Annotated in this window: 13 protein-coding genes; 4 read left to right on the top strand and 9 right to left on the bottom strand. The window is 46.0% G+C overall.

Annotation, left to right across the window (positions count from 1 at the left end; genetic code table 11):
• Window positions 1–23: 23 nt before the first annotated feature.
• From ABVM99_RS09970 to ABVM99_RS09960, 3 genes are all read right to left on the bottom strand, one after another.
• Window positions 24–1,277, bottom strand: coding sequence for a hypothetical protein (locus ABVM99_RS09970; RefSeq protein WP_001055831.1), 1,254 nt, complete (start codon window positions 1,275–1,277; stop codon window positions 24–26).
• Between the two features lie 18 nt (window positions 1,278–1,295).
• Window positions 1,296–2,486, bottom strand: a complete 1,191-nt coding sequence (locus ABVM99_RS09965) for an anaerobic sulfatase maturase (RefSeq protein ID WP_000971148.1) — start codon at window positions 2,484–2,486, stop codon at window positions 1,296–1,298.
• 98 nt (window positions 2,487–2,584) lie between these two features.
• Window positions 2,585–4,078, bottom strand: coding sequence for a sulfatase (locus tag ABVM99_RS09960; protein ID WP_000831886.1), 1,494 nt, complete (start codon window positions 4,076–4,078; stop codon window positions 2,585–2,587).
• Between the two features lie 594 nt (window positions 4,079–4,672).
• Here ABVM99_RS09960 and ABVM99_RS09955 point away from each other — a divergent pair.
• Together ABVM99_RS09955 and ABVM99_RS09950 are read left to right on the top strand one after the other, a co-directional pair.
• Complete coding sequence (locus tag ABVM99_RS09955) at window positions 4,673–5,434, top strand: outer membrane protein OmpK (protein WP_000791534.1); 762 nt, start codon at window positions 4,673–4,675, stop codon at window positions 5,432–5,434.
• A gap of 98 nt (window positions 5,435–5,532) precedes the next feature.
• Window positions 5,533–7,104 (top strand): bifunctional UDP-sugar hydrolase/5'-nucleotidase, encoded by a 1,572-nt coding sequence (locus ABVM99_RS09950; protein WP_000262866.1) that lies wholly within the window; start codon window positions 5,533–5,535, stop codon window positions 7,102–7,104.
• A 45-nt stretch (window positions 7,105–7,149) separates the two neighbouring features.
• Here ABVM99_RS09950 and ABVM99_RS09945 read toward each other — a convergent pair whose 3' ends face one another.
• Entirely contained in the window at window positions 7,150–8,868 is a 1,719-nt protein-coding gene (locus ABVM99_RS09945; protein ID WP_023224141.1) for an aryl-sulfate sulfotransferase, read from the bottom strand.
• 522 nt (window positions 8,869–9,390) lie between these two features.
• Between ABVM99_RS09945 and ABVM99_RS09940 the strand changes: the two genes are divergently transcribed.
• A complete protein-coding gene (locus tag ABVM99_RS09940; RefSeq protein ID WP_000158344.1) occupies window positions 9,391–9,828 on the top strand; it encodes a transcriptional regulator in 438 nt (145 codons plus the stop codon).
• A gap of 16 nt (window positions 9,829–9,844) precedes the next feature.
• Here the strand turns inward: ABVM99_RS09940 and ABVM99_RS09935 are convergent, their stop codons facing one another.
• Window positions 9,845–10,840, bottom strand: coding sequence for a LysR family transcriptional regulator (locus ABVM99_RS09935; protein ID WP_001247397.1), 996 nt, complete (start codon window positions 10,838–10,840; stop codon window positions 9,845–9,847).
• 369 nt (window positions 10,841–11,209) lie between these two features.
• Between ABVM99_RS09935 and ABVM99_RS09930 the strand changes: the two genes are divergently transcribed.
• A complete protein-coding gene (locus tag ABVM99_RS09930) occupies window positions 11,210–11,659 on the top strand; it encodes a transcriptional regulator (protein ID WP_058800516.1) in 450 nt (149 codons plus the stop codon).
• 99 nt (window positions 11,660–11,758) lie between these two features.
• On the opposite strand, the gene ABVM99_RS09925 is transcribed toward ABVM99_RS09930, so the two are convergent.
• The 4 genes from ABVM99_RS09925 to ABVM99_RS09910 form a co-directional block, all read right to left on the bottom strand.
• Complete coding sequence (locus ABVM99_RS09925) at window positions 11,759–12,046, bottom strand: hypothetical protein (protein ID WP_000839831.1); 288 nt, start codon at window positions 12,044–12,046, stop codon at window positions 11,759–11,761.
• A 38-nt stretch (window positions 12,047–12,084) separates the two neighbouring features.
• Window positions 12,085–12,930, bottom strand: a complete 846-nt coding sequence (locus tag ABVM99_RS09920; protein ID WP_023195075.1) for a DsbA family protein — start codon at window positions 12,928–12,930, stop codon at window positions 12,085–12,087.
• A gap of 64 nt (window positions 12,931–12,994) precedes the next feature.
• Window positions 12,995–13,726 (bottom strand): fimbrial chaperone BcfG, encoded by a 732-nt coding sequence (gene bcfG / locus ABVM99_RS09915; RefSeq protein WP_001135045.1) that lies wholly within the window; start codon window positions 13,724–13,726, stop codon window positions 12,995–12,997.
• A complete protein-coding gene (locus tag ABVM99_RS09910; protein ID WP_001243232.1) occupies window positions 13,692–14,210 on the bottom strand; it encodes a fimbrial protein BcfF in 519 nt (172 codons plus the stop codon). Before ABVM99_RS09910 ends, bcfG begins: the two co-directional genes overlap by 35 nt.
• Window positions 14,211–14,225 lie beyond the last annotated feature (15 nt).

The raw sequence follows: 14,225 nt of genomic DNA, 5'->3' as shown, positions 1-14,225 counted from the left end.
ATCACACTTTTTATTTTAGCAATTCAGTTACGTGAAGCGTTATATTCAAACTTTAGGTAATCCAGTACGGCAACAACATTGCCAGGAGACATCCGGTTAAGATGCGGCAGGAAGGGATGGTTGTGAACATAGCGAATAAACGCCGTCGCGCTATTTAACGTCGCATGGCGTAACAAACTCACCTTTTTATTTCCTGTGAGATTGCATACCGCCATCGCATAATCCCGTGTGGAAAATGTACGCCAGACGTTGTTGCGAATTCCGCCGCTCAAAAACAACCGCGGAGGGAGATCGCGTTTGGGCGGCGTAACGCCTCTTTCACGCACAAACGAAATATGACAGCGCCCCTGACGAAGATAGCTAAAATTCGCCATCATACAGCCGCCCAGAATGAAGCATTCGTGATCGAGATAATGTTGGACATTCAGGGAACGCTCATCCGTCAACGCCTGAACCAACTCAAAATGTCGATAAGCAGGTAATACGGGTTTTACTAACATCCCCGGATCGTTTTTATATAAAACGGCGGGGCCGTAATCCACATCAAATAATACATTGCGGCGCATGGTCAGCGCCTCTTTTCGCTGCACCAGATGCGCCAGCGTGCCGGACGGAAGTCGTTCTTCGTAATCAGAATGATATTGATAATCCGCTTCCACCGGTTGGGCGGAGTAATTCGTTGAGATCGCGACGACCTTACCGCTCTCCTCTTCCGCCGTCACCAGCACGTATAAGCTGCTGTCGCCGCCGTTAAATTTCACACGAAACGCCCGCGTGCTCATAGCGATATCAAACGCGGGAAACACAAAATCGCGTTCCGCTTGATTAGCGCGACGGGACAGTTTTTGTAATTCGCGGCTAAAACCCGTGCTGTCTATCGCCAGCGCCGCGCGTATTTCAACTAGCGACGCTCCTTCGCCAATCAACGTGGCAAGGTTCTCTTGTCTGGCGTCGCTCCTGATAGCGGTATAGGAGATGAACGTTTTATTACACTGGCGGCAATACATACGCCGTTCACCTTTAGTGGAAAATCCATATTTTTTCAGCGACGTCCCGCCACAATGCGGACAGGACTTCACCAGACCTTTCCAGGGTTGATTCGCCGCCTGGCGAAAAAGATTAAGCGATCTGGCTGAGATAATGGGGAACAAAAAACCGCACGCTCGACAGAGAACATTTTTCCCTTGCGGTAGATAGTCTGGACTCCCCAGAATCCCCAGATTTTTGCAGCCTGGCGTTTTGCAAGCATCGACATTAATGTGAGAAAACATATTCACTCCCTGCGAATACTACCTTCAAACAAATATTGACTTTATTTCTGCAGGTGAGATGCCTTTTTCATACAGGGTTCGCATGGCACTCATCGCCGTCGCGGTATGCGAGAAAAAAGCCTGATAACCTGCACACAGATAGTTATGATTGGTTGCGCCTGACGCAGAGGGTAAAAAACGATGTTTCGGACAGCCGCCATAGCAGGCGAACTTCCATTGACAGCGATGACACTCCTGCGCCATTGAACGCTGTTTATCGCTGCCGAACTGGCGATTTTGTTCGCCCTGATTCATTTGACGCAGCGTCTTCTGGTGGATATTCCCCAGTTTAAATTGCGGATATACGAAGTGATCGCAGTTATAAACATCGCCGTTCATTTCCATCGCAAACGCGCTGCCGCAGGTGGGAGCAAAAACGCAAACCTGCGGCGGCAGGCCGCACCAGGCCGCCAGCGTCTGTTCAAATAGCTGGATGCCGATATCGCCGATATCCTCACGGATCCAGATATCAAATACCGCATTCAGAAACTGACCAAATTGCAGGCTATCGACCGACCACGGCGTCATCGCGATATGTTTATCCTGCGGCTGCGCCAGCCCATTTTCCCCACAGCGTTCAACTAAAGGGATAAATTGCATATAGCGGCTACCAATGCTTTTCAGGTAGCGATAGACCTGAACAGGATGATGCATATTGGTACGGTTAACCACCGTGAGGGTATTAAATTCTACGTCGTGCTGCGCCAGACAACGCACCGCATTTTCTACTTTTTCATGCGTCGGCTTTCCGGAGCGCGTCACTCGCCATTCATCGTGTAACGCGGCATCGCCATCAATAGAGACGCCAACCAGAAAATCATGCTCCCGGAAGAAGGTCGCCCAGTCATCGTTGATCAGGATGCCGTTGGTCTGGAAGGTATTGACGATGGTTTTGCCGCCACAATAGCGCTGCTGAAATTCAACGGCTTTACGATAAAACGGGATGCCCATTAATGTGGGTTCCCCGCCCTGCCACGCAAAAATGACCTCATCAATATCTTGTGCGGCAATCTGCTGCCTGATGAAGAGTTCGAGGGTCTCTTCCGACATTTTGTAATGGTTTTTTCGATCCGGATAGAGCTTTTCTTTCTCCAGATAAAAACAGTACTTACAGTCAAGGTTACACACCGATCCGGTCGGTTTAACCATGACCTGACAACTTTTCCCAAACATCATTACCTTCCCTGAAATAAAAGAACCTGATCCGGCACAGAGTGACCGGATCAGGTGGGCATCGCCCTAAGTGGCATACTTAATTTTTTATAATTATTCCATTAGCCCCAGGTGACAGGCGTCGGCTTATCGCCACGGGCTTTCATCAGCGAATCGTTATCAATATCCTTTTTATACTTCAGGAACTTACCGTAAAGCTGTTTCTCAATCTGCGGCTGTTTACCAATTTGATTGAGCGTCTCGAAACGATCGGTTTTCAGGTTATAGAGATATTTAGGTTTATTCTGGCGATCGATGATCATCTTCCAGTCGCCGTCGCGGATCGCCCACTCATCCGTCGGATCATCCTGGAACGGCATATCGATACCGAAGATCAGCGGTTTCTGGCGTTTTAACGTCTTGTCCTTCAGGAGCGGAACTAAAGACTGACCGTCGTAGGTACGATCTGTCGGAAGTTTAAAGTCCATCATGTTGGCCAGCGTCGGCAGCCAGTCAAGACCATATACCGGCGTGTCCGTTACCATCCCCTGTGGAATGTGCTTGCCGTATTTGATGATTGCCGGTACGCGAATGCCGCCTTCCCACAGGTTGTCTTTACGCCCGCGCAGACCGTCGGTTTCCCCGGCCAGGTTCAGCTCGTATACCTTACGCGCTTCACGCGTGACAGGGCCGTTGTCGCTGGTAAAGATGACGATGGTGTTATCTTCCTCGCCCATCGCCTTAATTTTATCCAGCACTTTACCGACCTGCTCATCCATGTAGCTGATATTGGCGTAATATTCGCCGGTGCCGCGCCACGGTTTGTCTGCCCAGTCGCCGTAGAACAGATCCGGATGCTGCTTCTGGTAGTCGGTCATGTACTGCGAATACATATCAAGGTATTTTTTCGGCGACGCCAGCGGGCTATGGACTTCGGTAAAGGCGACATATAAGAAGAACGGATTATCGTCTTTCTTATTATCCAGCCAGTTCACCACTTCAGAGCTCACAAACTCGCCGCTCATCTTATCTGCGCGGCCAATATGTTGGCCATTACGAATCCACCCCGTAGGATGCACCACGCCATAGCGCGGGCGCTCCTTGGCGTTGTCCAGCGTAGCATCGGTGACAAATCCCGCCGGATTAACCAACGTATAGTCAAAGCCCATGTCTTTCGCCTGCGGCTGATCGGTGCGATCGCCGCCCGCATTCAGGTGTAATTTCCCCATCATCGCCGTATCGTAGCCCTGCTGTTTTAGCAGGTTGGCGATAGTCAGTTCATTACGCCCCAGCGCAACATCTTTGCCTTCCGGTATCCAGGAACGGATTCCGGTACGGAACGGCATACGGCCGGTTAACAGGCCCGCGCGGGAAGGAGAACACAGAGGCGCTGGCGCATAATAGTCGGTAAACTTCACCCCCTCCTGCGCCAATTTGTCTATGTTAGGTGTTTTAACGATGCGGTGCCCGTAGGTGGCGAGATCGCCATACCCTAAATCATCCGCCAGAATAATGACTAAGTTAGGACGCTTTGCGGTTGCCGCTTGCGCGGTTGATAATACGCTTCCAGCGCATAGCGCCAACCCTATCATACTGGCAACGACTGTTCTTTTCATTTCAACTCCTTTGAGTTATCGCACGGTCTGATTACGATATATTTGCCGATAGACCCGGCTGCGGAATACAGCCTGAATTAATTGCACTATATATATTCGATTTATCTTATATTTCTTCCATTAACATCGTTTTATCGTAGAAAATTATTCACACTCATTATAATATTAATGCCATAAATATATTTCGTGCTAAAGAAAACACGCCTGAAGCAGTCTATAAAAAAAGAAATCGCGAACGAGTGATGCAGATCTCAAATATGGCCCATATGTCAGAACCGCTATTGTGATGTCAATATATGTTGCTGTTTCAACGGTAACACCCTCATTTACTGGCAGTAAGTTGTCTTTACGAGAGATTATTCCCATTCGAAGTTTCATTAATTTCATGCTATCCGGTGTGACTTTTACAACAGAGACATAAACTATAAATCAAATAGTTATCTCGTAATAAACAACATTATCTGACACGAATATTTGACGATTATATGTCGCTGATATTTTTGAGACATCTATCACCTACGTATAAAAAGACACTCCTTAGAATTCGCTTCTTTACACAACATTTCACTGTGTTTTTACCTCATGGAGTTGAGCATGAAAAATAAGAAATATATTAATAGTCTACTCGCCGCATGTGTTCTTTTCTCTTGCTTTAATGGCCAGGCAGCGGAATTGAAACGCGTATACGGTAAACTTAGCTTCGGATATGGCGACTGGAATAAAGGCTTTGTCAATGTCGATCGCGGCGAAGTGTGGAAAGCGGTAGCCGATTTCGGCGCCGTGTTTGACAGGGGCGAATTTGCATCATTTTATGAAATGAACGTGCTCAACCATCCGGTAGAAGGCCGTAACCATGTTACCCAATTTCTGGGACATTATAGGGTGGTAGAAGGCTCTAACTTTACCGCAATGATGAAACTCTATATGTCGATGGAGAATAAATTCGGTGATGAATTAAACATGATGTACGGGGTAGGTTATCTGGGTTTAACCAGCCCATCAGGCTTTATTAAGCCCTATTTCGCTGTTCATAACTTATCGAACGATTATACCTCTAAAAAGTATGGACAGGCGACAGGCTTTAACGGTTATGTTCTCGGTTGGGTCGCGGCTTATAACTTCGATATGTTTAATGAAAAGTTCGTCATTTCAAACTGGAACGAAGTTGAAATGGATCGTAATGATGCCTACGCCGAACAACAGGGTGGGACGACCGGCCTGAACGGCGCGGTAACGTTTACATGGAAGTTTATGCCGCGATGGACCGCCTCCGTCTCTTACCGTTACTTCAATAATAAATTGGGGTATGACGGCTACGGCGACCGTATGAATTACCTGATCGGCTTCGAGTTTTAATAATTAATAAACTTGATGAATATTACTTAATTTCCCCGGTTTGTAGTCGTGAATGACACGACTACAGACATTGTTTTTCTTTAATGTAGCGTAAATGGATGGTTTATATGAACAAAAAGTTTTCGATATCCCTACTGTCGCTGTGCATTGGTTTGTCTTCAGCCATTTCCTTTTCAGCCGATGCGCGTGACATCACAATTTATTATACAAACGATTTACATGCCCATGTAACCCCAGAAATTATCCCCTATGTATCCAAGACACGTCCGGTAGGGGGCTTTGCGCCCATCTCGAAAATTGTCAAAGATGCAAAAGCGAAAGAGAAAGATGTCTTTTTCTTTGATGCTGGCGACTATTTCACCGGACCTTTTATCAGTACGCTGACCAAAGGCGAGGCTATTATTGATATTTTAAATACCATGCCTTACGACGCCGTCTCTGTCGGTAACCATGAATTTGACCATGGCCATGAGAATCTGGTTAAACAGCTCAGCAAATTGCAATTCCCGGTATTGTTGGATAATGTTTTTTACAGCGGCACAGATACGCCATTAATTAAAGAACCGTATACCATCGTGGAAAAAGATGGATTCAAGATCGGCGTCATCGGTATGCACGGCGTTTCCGCATTCTATGAAGCGATTGCCGCAGGCGTGCGTGAAGGCGTTGACTGCCGCGATCCGATTCCTTATGTGAAAAAACAGCTGGAAGAGTTAAAAGGGAAAGTTGACCTGACCGTGCTGCTCGCCCACGAAGGCGTGCCGGGTATGCAGTCCAGCGCGGGCGAGGCTGATGTCGCACGCGCACTGAAAACCGACGTTGATATGGCGAAATCGCTGGAAGGCTATGGACTTAACGTCCTGATTACCGGCCATGCGCATAAAGGTACGCCAGAACCGATTAAAGTGGGCGATACTCTTGTCGTTTCCACGGATGCGTACACCATCGAATTAGGTAAACTGGTGCTTGACTGGAACCCGGAAACCAAAAAAGTGGACAGCTACAATGGTAAGTTGATCACCATGTATGCGGATACTTATAAGCCAGATCCGGTCACGCAGGCCAAAATTGACGAATGGGATAACAAGGTTAAGAAAATTACCGATGAGGTGGTCGCGCACTCTCCGGAAGTGCTGACCCGTTCTTACGGTGAATCCGCGCCAACCGGCAACTTAATCACCGATGCCCTGATGGCTACCGTTCCTGGCGCCGACGCATCCTTCTATAATGCTGGCGGCATCCGTACCGAATTGCCTAAAGGTAATATCACCTATGGTGATGTGCTGAGTATGTATCCGTTCACCAACGATGTCATGAGCATGGAAATCAGCGGTAAGGACCTGAAATCCATCATGTCACACGCTGCCGATCTGAAAAACGGTATGCTGCACGTATCGAAAACCGTCCAGTTTAAATATGACAGCACCAAACCGCTGGGCCAGCGTATTGTTGAATTTGATATCAAAGGCAAACCGGTAGAAGACAATAAACTCTATACCGTCGCGCTGGATTCCTTTATCGGTAAAGGTGGTGGCGGATTTACCTTCACTAAAGGTAAAAATATCAAATATATAGGGATACAAACCGCACCAGCGTTGGTTAACTATATGAAGCAGGTTAACAATATTCAACCTGACCACACCATGCGCGTGGATGATATTAGCAAATAAGCCATAATGTTATGCGGTCGATAACCGGCCGCATAACATACTTAGTTATGCAAACAGCGGCATTTTGTATACCCGAAATGCAGAAATATCATAACGATAATTCGTGCCATTCGTCTCTTCGTTCTTGAAATAGCCCGACGTCACCATCGCTTCGAATAAAACCTCTTTCGTCTCTTTATTGATTTCTTGTAATACCAGTCGGCCTAACGCCTGTTGCCCTTCATCCGGATCGACAAGATCGCTGGAACCTGGTTGCGCGGTAATGGTATGTTCAAACTCATCAACCGTCGTCGCGCCGAAGTGAATAACCAGGTGACCATTAGTCAATAAATGCTTAGCGCTCACAAAACTGCTATAGCCCCGGTTCCCGACTTCCGTTTTACCATATTCATACGGACGCGTTACGGTCATCGTGTTTAGGTTTATTTTAAACTGCACCACCCGGCTGAAGTTATCGAGCGGCAACAGACTTTTCGCATCTTCGCGTGAACGATAGTTACCATTATCAAAGACCATAAACTCCAGGATACCAGGCTCATCGTTTGGAATTTCAACAATGTTATGCTGCCCCCAGGTCCAGAAATTCTTATCTGCCGCATCAATCCCTCCCGGCGAGGTAAGATCGTACAGCGGGACACCATCATCATCGACAGGGGTTAATAAGTATTGCTTGAATTCGTCAGACCAATCCTCATGGTTCGCCATAATAAAGCGCAGTTCGCCGGAATCCACATTTACGCCAAAAATCGCGCTCTGATGTCGACCGGAACAGATCAGCAAATTGTTGGGTTCATTAATATAGCTTTGGTTGATATGCAGCCAGTCATCCATTGATACATCCTGACCTGGCGCGCTTCCGGAAGGACGCGGCGATCTGGAATAATCCATCACATACAGCATATCGTAATAGGCGACTTCAAGTCCGGTAGATAAGTTAATAATAGAAACGCCATCTTTCCCGGTTGAGTAACCATCTGGCCGTCCATTGCTATATTCTGAAGGCGCAATCGCCAGATTGTTCTCAATGGGAAGAATGGAGTGATGGAACTCATTGTCGAGAAGATAAACCGTATAAACCCGTCCCATAATGTCAAATTCATACATATTCAGACAATGGTTTATTCCCTGTGACGTCGCCAGGAAATGGCCGTTATCCATTCTGACAAAATTATAAGAAGGGATTTCCTGACTGACATACCACCGGACAATCCCGTTATGATCAAAAGCCAGATTATACCGATCAAAATAAGTGGAGAAATAAAGTCCTTCCTCCATCAGCGAGGCCTGCTGCGCAGGACAGGAGACGCTAATAATAGGGAAGCCGAGGCTCACGTTAGCCGAATCCGTGGGCGGTAATGCGTCTGTCATTACTGTATATTGCCCGACAATTTGCGAGGCAAGGCGTAGGGTAATCTGATTATTCACCGCGGATACCATCCCACACACAGGAATAAGGTTAGCGCCCGGATGTACATCATATTGATAACGCACTGCCTCTGTCGTCGCTTCGCTATCAACAACATTGATCTCAAGCGCGGCAGCTTCATCCATCCAAACCCCCAGATAGAGACTCAACGGGGCGGTCCCGTAGGGATTTACGGTGACAATGGCCTTGTCACTGGTATTAGATTGCGTGATCTCCGCTAATCGTTGTTCATATATGGCGTTATGGTTTAAAACCAGTGCGTTATTGGTATCGATTTTCTGGTTAATCGGCTCACGCGGTGCGGGCATGTTAACCATTGACGAACTTTTCTTATTCATACGTTTCTCCTGATTAATTGGGATATAGGCAACGAGCAGCTACAACATGCCAGCCCGTTGCTTAGCAAATAACCCTACGTCAACAAGAGAAATCGGTTTAATAATTTAAAATAAAACATCCATAAAATAACACCCAGACTAAAACTATTCTTTATCGTCCGAAGATTTTATTTCCCTGGCGCTACTATAAAAGCATAACAATTATGTAGCATTAATGCATTGTGACCAATAGCCTATACCTTTTTTATGGTTGGCATAGGCCTTGCGCCATAATTCAAATTATTTTATGTCAACAATAAATCAATCAAAGCATATCAATATACTGATAAAAATTAACACTACTATCATTTTATTTTTAGAGCGACTAAAAATAAAATTTTAGTTTTTCTAAAAAACCATCATTTTTGTGACACGATACGATTTTCTCTGGAAAAAAGACGCTATTACAATCACACCAGTTGATCCACAAATTTAATATGCATATTATTATCGCTACCCCAATTAAACCCATTAAATAACATCATGACTATTTATTTAATTAACAGCACGCACACTTACAATGATAAGACCAATGAGCTAAAAAACATAAAAACGGGAAAGATGATAAAAATTGCCGCAATGCGCATAAAGTGTCTGGAATATATGCTGAATCATGCACAACAAGAGATTATTTATAAAAAACAACTCACTAATGAACTTTGGGGGGAAAGAAGTCAATTTATCAGCGACGCCAACCTGACCCAGATTTTATATCTACTGCGGCGCGACCTTAAAGGCTTTGGCTTGAGCCAGTTTTTTTCCACGGTGCCTCGAACGGGTATTAAAGTAGATGCTAACATTATTATCAGCAATGAAAACAAAAACCTCCCCTCTTCTTTAAAAAAAGAAGGGGATAAATATATAGCATTATTTTTTGCTTTACTGACCATGGTCATAATGGTTATTTATTTAATACAGTAATTTGATATTAAACTGATCAATCGCATAAGGATGTGCTTCCTTCAACCAAAGCGTCAGGCTGTTTTTCCTGGCTAAAAAGAAAGGTCGACTGAAATGTTGATATCAGTTTTTTGGCATTTTTATAATGGGTGCTATTTGTAGCCAGATAAGCATAAACGGGTAATGTACGAAAAATTATTTCATCAGGCATACGTAGTATTTTTATATTATAACGCCGCACATCTCTAAAATAAGTAGCAATCTTTCCTGGCAAAATCGCAACCATATCGCTTTTTTCAACAACACCGATAACGCCAAATAGTGAATCACTATAATAACCTATTTCCCTGCGCCCCGCATAAGGCGTACTGCTCTTGAATAAATCAATGCTATCAGCATTGAAAGAAGAGAACATATCTGAATGATAGACAGCATGTCTGGCAGCATAAAAATTATATAAAGACATTTTTTCAAGCCCAACCAATGGACTTTTTTCACCACAAACACAAACAAAATCAGATAAATTATCAATAAGAAAACTTTCGATCATCTCATTCTTAATTTCCAGAATTCCCATGATGATATCCGCATAGCCATGCGTCAGCATGGAGGCTGGCGAGTATTCCCCTGTTTTTTTAATCGCATAGTGTTTAATAATATATCGATTCATCAACACAGTATCCAGCAATGCCGGAAAATAGTAATTTTCAGTGATATCACTTCCCAGAACAATGAGTTCATTACTCTCCTGAGCATCTGTTTTATCGCACAGTGTGCTTTCTATAGATTCAATTGCCTGGCGAAATACCTGGTGGAGCGATTTACCTTTGCTGGACGGGACTAATCCTTTGCGGGTTCTGATAAATAACTCTTCGCCATAAAGATTTTGTAAACGAAGAAGAGCCTGAGAGATCGCCGCAGGCGTGACATCCAGTTTCCTCGCAGCCCTGGTTGCATTTCCTTCAGTAATAACCGTATCGAACACTTTGATCAGATTGTAGTCAATTTTTTTAGCATTTTTTATTGGCCGCATATAGGTTATCCTGGCTGGTATAATCTGGCACCATCATTTAAGGCGCAGATTAACCTTGCACCACACTTATTTCAATAAGTAAATCATTTCCTCTATCTGTTTGTTATTAAATTATAATTTTATTGATATCATTTCAGCCTGTGTAAAATAAAAACACATGATGCTATTTTATAAAAAACATCAAAAATATCTGGCACACTTTATAAAAAAGCAAAAAAGCATAATATTATTCAGTTTAATCACAAATGATTCTCTTATTTCTTTGCGGTTCTCTACGCTTATCCGCACTGATGTAAGGAGTACTTTACCGCCAGTGAACACACTGACAGTGTGAAACGTACCTTATGAATATCAAAACGGAGTGAATTCATGAGACAATATACTATTAATAACGAATTTATTTATAATGAGTCGTTAAGAGAAATAATAACATTACATGATAAAAAAGTGCTAAAGGTGACGCTAATGCGTGCGCGTTGTTTAAGCTATCTTTTTGAAAATGCCTACAAGAAACTGATTACGCGGGAGATGATTTCACACGCAGTTTGGGGAGAGCGAAGTCAATTTGTTAGCGATGCTAATTTGACGCAACTTCTTTATCTGCTGCGACGAGATTTACAACAAATCGGGCTTTTCGAACTGTTTGTTACACTCCCCAGGCAGGGGATAAAAATCGATGAAAGATTTATCATTGACGCTGCTGACATACCGCCACAAGCTATTCAACATCATACTCACCGATGTAATAAAATTATATCCATTGGTATTCCCACTCTTTTTTTATTGATCGTGCTTTTCTTTTTAGCGCCGTTTATCTGAAGATAAAGTCTGTAGACCGCGTCCCGGGAAGGTGAGAACATTTTTCATAATATCCTCACACGACACTGACGGGACACCATCTGCGGTCTGCTACGCGGTTCAGTCATAGACAATGCGTAGCACTGTTAATTGCTTATCTTCATCCAAATAATCTCGTTTTACCGTTGCATGAGGAGACGATATCGGCGTGATAATATTCTCGACAATAATATAACGTTCAATTCCCTCTTTATTATGGCATTGAATCTCTAAGGTTCCCACGTCATTCCAGCAGCCTGCTTCAACAACCGATCCCATAAAATGAATCTGAGCGGTCGGTTTCGCTGTCCCTTCATGAACGATAAAGGAAAGTAAAATCACCGGTATGACGCAACGCATAGACTTCATTTTACTTTCACTCCTGTGCGTTCTCCTCTGAGCGAATATCACCCCTTCGCTTTCTGAATCGCCATTTGCAACATATCCTGAGTCGTGCTTCCCGGGATCACGGTCACCCGTTTTACATCACCGTTTTGCGTCTGAGGCATGACGACAAAAGCAGGCGTGCCGCTAAAATCCATATGCTGCGCCAGTGCCTGGTTAGTGAGGAGCGCATCATGTACTGCACCACTGCTTTGCACTTCTTTTACGGCGGCCAACTGCGTCGGCGTTAGATAATGTTGCGCCAGGGTGTAGACATCGTGTTCCGTTAACGCGCCTTCCACCTTCCCTGTGGCATAAAGCGCATTATGCCAGTCGAGATATTTCGCCCCGCCCTGGGTAAGCCATACCTGCTCGCCAACTCTGGCCGCCAGTCCGGATACCGGCCAGCGGGAGGAAAAAATAGGAAACTCTTTGAAAATAAACCGGGTATCCGGGTTCGCCTTAATCAGGTTTTCGACCACAGGCGCCATTTTGCTGCACCACGAGCACTGGTAATCAAAGAACATCACCACCGCCGCTTTTGCCTCGTTGGGCCCAACGGAAGGACTGCTGCTACTGAGCAACTCAGCACGATACTGTAATGCCAGTTGAACATACGCCTGTTGTTGCGCAATCTGCTGACGCTGATGCAACGTCTCGCTGGCGGCGACCAAAAATTCCGGATGTTCGGCCAAATACGTTGCCACCACCTCTCCCACTTTATCCGGATGACTGACGATGTAGGCTTCCGCCGTCGGGCCAATTTGCGACGTCGGGGCAGAATCGGCGGCGATTGCCGAGGCGGATACGGCAACGCCTGCCAACGTCAACATCGCCAGTCGGGAAAGTTTTAACGCGTGATAATACATAATAAAAGTCTCGTTCGATAAGATCGGAAAGCCTCCCGCTATCGGGAGACGCCTGAAAAAAAGGTTAATGAATACGCGTCAGATCCACGGTTTGCGCTGGCATTACCCGCCCATAGTCATTAATACTTTGCCAGCGCACAGTGCAGCGAACCGTGTGCCGGCACCAGTCCGTTTGACGCGTTGCAAAGGGAGCCACAACCCCGGCGTTGTCCTGGGCGCGCTCGTTAGCGCGTAATAAAAAGAGCGTAACGTAATAGGGTGTCGGATTGCGTACCGTCGCGCCATCGGGGGTAAGCGACCAGATCAGATGCCGGTAGGCCTGCTGCGGATTGCCGGCGAGTCCCTCAGGGCGATAGAGCAATTTTAAAGCCGAACGAAACGCCATTTGTACACGGTTCGCTTCCGGTTTACCGGAGGGAATAGCGGCGATACTCAAGGTAAACAGACTTTCCCTGTCGGCGGGTAGCGGTCCGCCGGTATAAACCACCCGCATTGAGTTTTCCTGGCGCGCTGAAAGCATAAATAATGGCGGCGTGACCACGAAGGGCGTGATATTCCCTTCGTTTTTGGTTCCAGGCCAGCGGCCACCAGGTAAAATATGCGTATCAATTAACCAGGACGCTTCTGAATGGTTACTTACCGGTACGCTTAATGCCGGGGCGCCCGCATGATAGATAAAGCGAGTACCGCCAATTACCACGCCAGCCTGCGCCCATGATATGGGAAGCAAGCACCAATATATCGCGCAGCGTAAAAAGAGCTTATTCATAGGCAAGAATGAAGGTTGCGGAGGCATTGGCGTCCCCGGGCGTTACCGCGCCGCCATCGGCAAGATAACGCGCATAAAATTGCAGATGTGCCGACGCCTGGCCCGGACTGAGCGTCACCACATCACTCTCCTGCCCCAGTGGGATTAAGGTTTTATTTTGATCATAAAGCGCAATCCCAATGCCTGAAGCGTCGCTTTCCCCTGCGGTAAGCGCCAATAAATCCGTATTACGACTGTCCGCCGCACCGCTAAAACTGACCGTTACGCCGCTGGCAGTGCTGCCGCAGTTCTGTAAATCGATAGCAAAAGGTTGCCATGCGGAACCGTCGCCTGCGCGATAAAACTGCCGTTGAGAAACCGCGCCCATCGCCACGTTAATATTTTCCGAGCCAGGAGAGAGCGAACACGTATTGTCCGTGATGGTTCCGGAGACATAGACCCGGCCATCGTGCGCCTGGACGCCGGATGCCGCCAGCAGCATCCCGATGCCGTACAGGATATCGTTACGCATAATTACGATGGCTCC

The organism is Salmonella sp. SJTUF15591 (assembly GCF_043356435.1).
GTDB classification, from domain to species: domain Bacteria; phylum Pseudomonadota; class Gammaproteobacteria; order Enterobacterales; family Enterobacteriaceae; genus Salmonella; species Salmonella enterica.
The sequence above is the reverse complement of the archived record's forward strand: the minus strand, read 5'-3'. Positions and strand labels throughout refer to the sequence as shown.

What these genes read in the sequence shown, in the direction of transcription:
- ABVM99_RS09965 (WP_000971148.1), bottom strand. Translation starts at nt 2,486, where the DNA reads ATGATGTTTGGGAAAAGTTGTCAGGTCATGGTTAAACCGACCGGATCG.
- ABVM99_RS09960 (WP_000831886.1), bottom strand. Translation starts at nt 4,078, where the DNA reads ATGAAAAGAACAGTCGTTGCCAGTATGATAGGGTTGGCGCTATGCGCT.
- ABVM99_RS09955 (WP_000791534.1), top strand. Translation starts at nt 4,673, where the DNA reads ATGAAAAATAAGAAATATATTAATAGTCTACTCGCCGCATGTGTTCTT.
- ABVM99_RS09950 (WP_000262866.1), top strand. Translation starts at nt 5,533, where the DNA reads ATGGTTTATATGAACAAAAAGTTTTCGATATCCCTACTGTCGCTGTGC.
- ABVM99_RS09945 (WP_023224141.1), bottom strand. Translation starts at nt 8,868, where the DNA reads ATGAATAAGAAAAGTTCGTCAATGGTTAACATGCCCGCACCGCGTGAG.
- ABVM99_RS09940 (WP_000158344.1), top strand. Translation starts at nt 9,391, where the DNA reads ATGACTATTTATTTAATTAACAGCACGCACACTTACAATGATAAGACC.
- ABVM99_RS09935 (WP_001247397.1), bottom strand. Translation starts at nt 10,840, where the DNA reads ATGCGGCCAATAAAAAATGCTAAAAAAATTGACTACAATCTGATCAAA.
- ABVM99_RS09930 (WP_058800516.1), top strand. Translation starts at nt 11,210, where the DNA reads ATGAGACAATATACTATTAATAACGAATTTATTTATAATGAGTCGTTA.
- ABVM99_RS09925 (WP_000839831.1), bottom strand. Translation starts at nt 12,046, where the DNA reads ATGAAGTCTATGCGTTGCGTCATACCGGTGATTTTACTTTCCTTTATC.
- ABVM99_RS09920 (WP_023195075.1), bottom strand. Translation starts at nt 12,930, where the DNA reads ATGTATTATCACGCGTTAAAACTTTCCCGACTGGCGATGTTGACGTTG.
- bcfG (WP_001135045.1), bottom strand. Translation starts at nt 13,726, where the DNA reads ATGCCTCCGCAACCTTCATTCTTGCCTATGAATAAGCTCTTTTTACGC.
- ABVM99_RS09910 (WP_001243232.1), bottom strand. Translation starts at nt 14,210, where the DNA reads ATGCGTAACGATATCCTGTACGGCATCGGGATGCTGCTGGCGGCATCC.